1 protein-coding gene is annotated in these 5,697 nt (G+C 56.8%); it reads left to right on the top strand.

Going from position 1 to position 5,697, the window contains the following annotated elements:
* A partial coding sequence (locus ACO0LL_RS30230) for a DUF4214 domain-containing protein (RefSeq protein WP_422954525.1) occupies positions 1-5,697 on the top strand: 5,697 nt, incomplete at both ends.

Raw genomic sequence — 5,697 nt, 5'->3', positions numbered from 1 at the left:
GGTGCCGATATTGCTGCTGTCGATAGCTTGCTCAATAAAAACGGCACCTCCTCTGCCAGCAGCGCCACAACCTACAACCTCGCCGCAGCCGACGACTGGGATAGCGTCATCACCGGCGGCAACATCGCCGACCTGACTGGCAACGGCATTACGGTCGCCAATGCCGCACCAAGCATCTTAAGTTCAACTTACGATGCCAGCACCGGCATCCTGAGCGTATCCGCCGTCAACATCTCCGGTGGCGACACCATTGATGTAAGTAAGCTGTCTTTGACTGGCCAAACGGGTTCCTACACCCTCACCACCGCCAACGTCACCGCCAGCAGTGCCACCGCTTTCTCAGTGACTTTGAACGCCGCCGACAAACTCGCCATCAATGGCATATTGAACAACAACGGCACAGCAGCGGTTGATACCACCACCTTCAATCTCGCAGCCGCTGCATCCTGGGATGCCACCACGACATCAGCCGCCGACCTGACTGGCAACGCCGTGACAGTATCCAACGTCACCGCCCCAACGATTACGTCCGCGACGTATGACGGCACCACCCACGTCTTCACCATCACCGGCACCAACCTCGTTAAAACGATAGGTGCGACCAATGACATCACGATTTCCAAACTGACGATTACTGGCGAAGGTGGCGCAACGCGCACCTTGTCCACGACCGGCAACGTCGAAATCACCAGTGCCACCAGCTTCACCTTTACCTTGGCCGGTGCAGACATTGCCGCAGTCGATAGCCTGCTCAATAAAAACGGCACATCGTCTGCCAGTAGTGCCACTGCCTACAATCTTGCCGCAGCCGACGACTGGAACAGCGTCATCACCGGCGGTAACATCCAGGATTTGACCGGCAACGGCATCACCGTCGCCAATGCCGCACCAAGTATTTTGAGTTCCAGCTACGATGCAGCAACAGGCGTTTTATCGGTCTCCGCCGTCAACATCGTCGGTGGCGACACCATCGATGTCAGCAAGCTGTCCATCACAGGCCAGGCTGGTTCCTACACCCTGACCACCGCCAATGTTACTGCGAGCAGTTCGACCGCCTTCTCTGTCACCTTGAACGCCGCCGACAAACTCGCCATCAACGGCATCCTGAACAACAACGGCACCACAGCGGTTGATACCACCACCTTCAACCTCGCAGCCGCTGCATCCTGGGACGCCACCACCACGTCCAGTGCCGACCTGACTGGCAACGCCGTCACTGTCTCGAATGTCACCGCACCAACGATTACATCCGCAAGCTACGACGGTACTACCCACGTCTTCACTGTCACCGGTACCAACCTCGTCAAGACCATCGGCGCCACCAATGACGTCACCATTACCAAGCTCACCATTACTGGTGAAGGTGGTGCGACCTACACCCTTTCCACCACCGGCAATGTCGAAGTCACTTCGGCCACCAGCTTCACCTTTACCCTGGCCGGTGCCGATATCGCCGGTGTTGATAGCCTGCTCAACAAGAACGGCACCTCTTCAGCAAGTAGCGCCACGACCTACAACCTTGCCGCAGCCGACGACTGGAACAGCGTCATCACCGGTGGCAATATCCAGGACTTGACCGGCAACGGCATCACCGTCGCCAATGCCGCACCAAGTATTTTGAGTTCCAGCTACGATGCAGCAACTGGCATCCTCAGTGTGTCAGCCGTCAACATCGTCGGCGGTGACACCATTGATGTCAGTAAGTTATCGATCACAGGTCAGGCCGGTTCCTACACCCTGACCACGGCCAACGTTACTGCCAGCAGTTCGACCGCTTTTGCAGTCACTCTGAACGCCGCCGACAAGCTCGCCATCAATGGCATATTGAACAAGAACGGTACCTCTGCAGTTGATACCACGACGTTCAACCTTGCTGCCGCTGCATCCTGGGATGCCACCACGACTTCCAGTGCTGACCTGACCGGCAATGCCGTCACGGTATCGAACGTCACCGCCCCAACGATTACGTCTGCGACTTATGACATCACCACCCACATCCTGACTGTGACTGGTACGGGCCTCGTCAAGACCATTGGTGCCACCAATGACATTACTGTCACTGCCCTGACTATCACAGGTGAAGGTGCGGCAACACGCACGCTCTCGACGACCGGCAATGTCGAAATTACGTCCGCCACCAGCTTTGCCGTCACCCTCGCCGGTGCCGACCAGGCTGCGGTGGAAGCCCTGTTCAACAAGAATGGCACTTCGTCTACTGGTGGCACGAGCTACAACCTGGCTGCCGCCGATGACTGGGACAGCGCCATCACAGGTGGCAATATCGCCGTTACTACTGCTGCGGTTACCGTCAGCAATATCCCGGTCCCGACCATTACCTCCTCGACCTATGATGCCAACACTGGCGTCTTGACCGTGACAGGAACCGGCCTAAAAGGCCTGACAGGTGCCACCAATGACATCGTCGCCAACAAGTTCAGTCTGCAAGGTGAAGGCGGTAGCAGCTATACCCTGACCACGACCGGCAATGTCGAGATCACCTCCGCCACGTCCTTCACACTGACTCTTAGTGCAGCGGACCGGCTCGGTGCCAACCTCATCATGAACAAGAATGGCACCAGCTCCACCAGTGTCAATACCTATAACCTGATTGCCGCCGAAGACTGGAATGCCGGTGCTGATGCCGCGGTTGTCATTGCTGACCTGACCGGTAATGGCATTACTGTTGCTAACGTCGTGGCACCAACCGTGACGTCCGCGACCTACAACGTCGCCACCGGCGTGCTGGTCGTCACAGGCAGCAACTTCCTGAGCCTGACAGGTGCCGCCAATGACATCACCGCCAACCGTATCCGTCTGTTCGGCCAGGGTGGCTTCAACTACACCCTGACCGATACCGCCAACGTCGATATCACCTCCAACACCAGCTTCACCATGACCATGAGTGCCACCGACAAGGCAGCCCTGGCGTTGCGGATGAACAAGGATGGGACTTCGTCCACGGATACCACCGTCTACAACCTCGGTATGCTGGAAGACTGGAATACCGGTGCTGACGTGGCCGTCATCATCGCTGACCTGTTTGGTAATGGCATTACCGTGACCGGCAATAACGTTGCTCCCGTCATCGGTGGTGTCGTCGCAGGTCAGACTGTCACAGAAACCACCACAGTTACCCCCTTCGCGAACGTGACCATCACTGATCCTGATGTCGGTGCCAGCGAAACCATCACCATCACCCTTGATGTTGCCGCCAAAGGTGCCTTCACGGCTGCTTCTCTCGCAGCGACGGGCTTCTCGACTGCCGATGGTGGCCTGACCTATACCCATGCTGCAGGAACACCTGCGGTCGTGCAGGCGGCCATCCGTGGCCTGGTATTTCAGCCTGGTGCGGGCCGGGTACCGGTCGGCAGTACTGAAACCACCACCTTTACCATCAGTGCCAATGACGGTATTGCTTCTGCCGTACTGAATAACACCACCACCGTGATTGCTACCGGTGTCAATGCGGCACCGACCAATATCAGCCTGTTGCCGGCCACCATCCTGCAAGGGTCCCCGGACAACAGCAGTGTCGGTACGCTCTCCGCGACTGACCCCAACCCCAGTGATACCGCCAGTTTTAGCCTGGTGGCGGGCAATGGCACGAATGACCGTGACAATGGTAAGTTCATCATCTCCGGTACCAGCCTGGTGGCCAAGAACCCGCTGGGCATGACCCCGGGCACCTATACCATCATGGTTCGCGCCACTGACACCTCCAATGCCACCTATGACAAGAGCCTGAGCATCACCGTTGGTGACAATGTGCCGCCAACGGTCACCGGCATTACCCGCATCAACCCAGAAAACACCAATCTCGGCACGGCTGATTACAAGGTCAGCTTCAGTGAAGCCGTGACTGGCGTGAACGTCGCCGCCTTTATACTGGCCACTACCGGCAGCGCAACGGGAACCATCAGCAGCGTCACCCAGCTCGATCCATCTACCTATAGCGTCAGGATCACGGGGCTGACAGGCGATGGCAGCCTGGGCCTGAATCTTAAAACCTCGGGCACCGGCATTATCGACACCGCCAGCCTGCCTTTGAATGGCGGCTTTACCGGGCAGTTGTACCAGGTTGATCATACGGCGCCGACGACAGGTATCGGTTCCGTGCGCTTGTCGAATGATGACGGTGCCAGCAATAGCGACTTCATCACCACCATCAGTGACCAGACCATTTCCGGCAACCTCACCGCAGGTCTGGCTGTGGGCGAAACTGTACAAGTCTCGCTCGACAATGGTGCCAACTGGATCAATGCGCTGGCGACCACCGGTGGCACTGGCTGGAGTTTGCCAAACCAACTGCTGAGTGGCAATAACACGCTCAAAGTCAGGGTGATTGATCTGGCGGGCAATAGCGGGCCGACCTTCTCGCAAGCCTTCAGCATCAACCCTAATACTGACAACCCTGGCTCAGGCGGCTCGGATGCGGATGGTGATGGCATCCTGCAACGGGTAGAGGGAGAAGTACCTAATCTGCTGGGTGCAGGCAATGGCGATGGGAATGGTGACGGTATACCGGATCAGTCACAGAAGAATGTCAGTTCGCTGTTATGGCATAACAGTACGGCAGCGAATAACCATTATGTGACGCTGGCGAATAATAACTTCCTGTCGCAAACCAATGTCAACACCACGGTAGCGCCAGCAACACTGCCCGCAGAACTGAGCATGCAATACGGCATGATCACCACCCAGCTCGTCGGCCTGGCAGCAGGTCAGGAAACCACGATGTCGCTCTACACCGATGCGATGGGCCCGGTGAATGGTTACTGGGTACAAGACAAGGCTGGCACCTGGACCAATATCGCCACCAATATTGCCACAGTGAACGGCAAGCTGAAAGTCGATTTCAAGATCACGGACGGCGGACTCTTTGATACTGACGGCAAGGTCGATGGCAAGATTACGCTCAATGGTGGCCTGGGCTTTAAAACCACGGTGCCGACCAATCCAAGCACCTCTTTGCCGGGTGACAAGGATGGCGATGGCATCCCGGATGCGATAGAAGCCAGAGTCGGCACCAAACTCGATGTCAAAGACAATGATGTCTTACACCGTTCTGACTTGTTTGCCATGCAGTTGTACCGTGACGTGCTGTTCCGCGAAGCGGATACGGCAGGCGTGCAGTACTGGCAAGGACAGATAGACAGCGGCAAGATGAGCCGGGCCCAGGTAGCGGCGTCGTTCATGGAGTCGGCTGAATTCCAGGGCGGCATAGGCGGGATTACGCGTCTGTACTTTGGTGCATTCGACCGTTTGCCTGACCGTGATGGCCTGGCTTATTGGATGCAGGCGCAAAAGGATGGCCTGAATCTGAGTAAAATCAGTGCTTCGTTTGTATCGAGTGCGGAGTTCCAGAAGACTTATGGGGCGCTGGACAATACGGCCTTTGTGGATCGGGTTTATCAGAATGTGCTGCACCGTAGTTCAGATGCGGCAGGTAAAGCTTACTGGCTGGGGCAACTGGGTAATGGCCTCTCCAGAGGCGATATGCTGGCAGGCTTTACGGAGTCGACGGAGTTCAAGGCGAATTCGCAATCCAAAGTGTCTTTGACGCTGGATTACATTGGTCTCTTGGGGCATGCGCCGGATCAGGCGACGTTTGATGCACTGCTGGCGCAATCGGGGACGGATGTGGTCACGCTGATCGGGCAGTTTATTAATTCGCCTGAGTATCTGGCAAGGTTTATG

It is taken from the genome of Undibacterium sp. TC4M20W (genome assembly GCF_049340245.1).
Taxonomy (GTDB): Bacteria; Pseudomonadota; Gammaproteobacteria; order Burkholderiales; family Burkholderiaceae_D; genus Undibacterium.
This window is presented reverse-complemented; position numbering and strand designations above follow the sequence as displayed.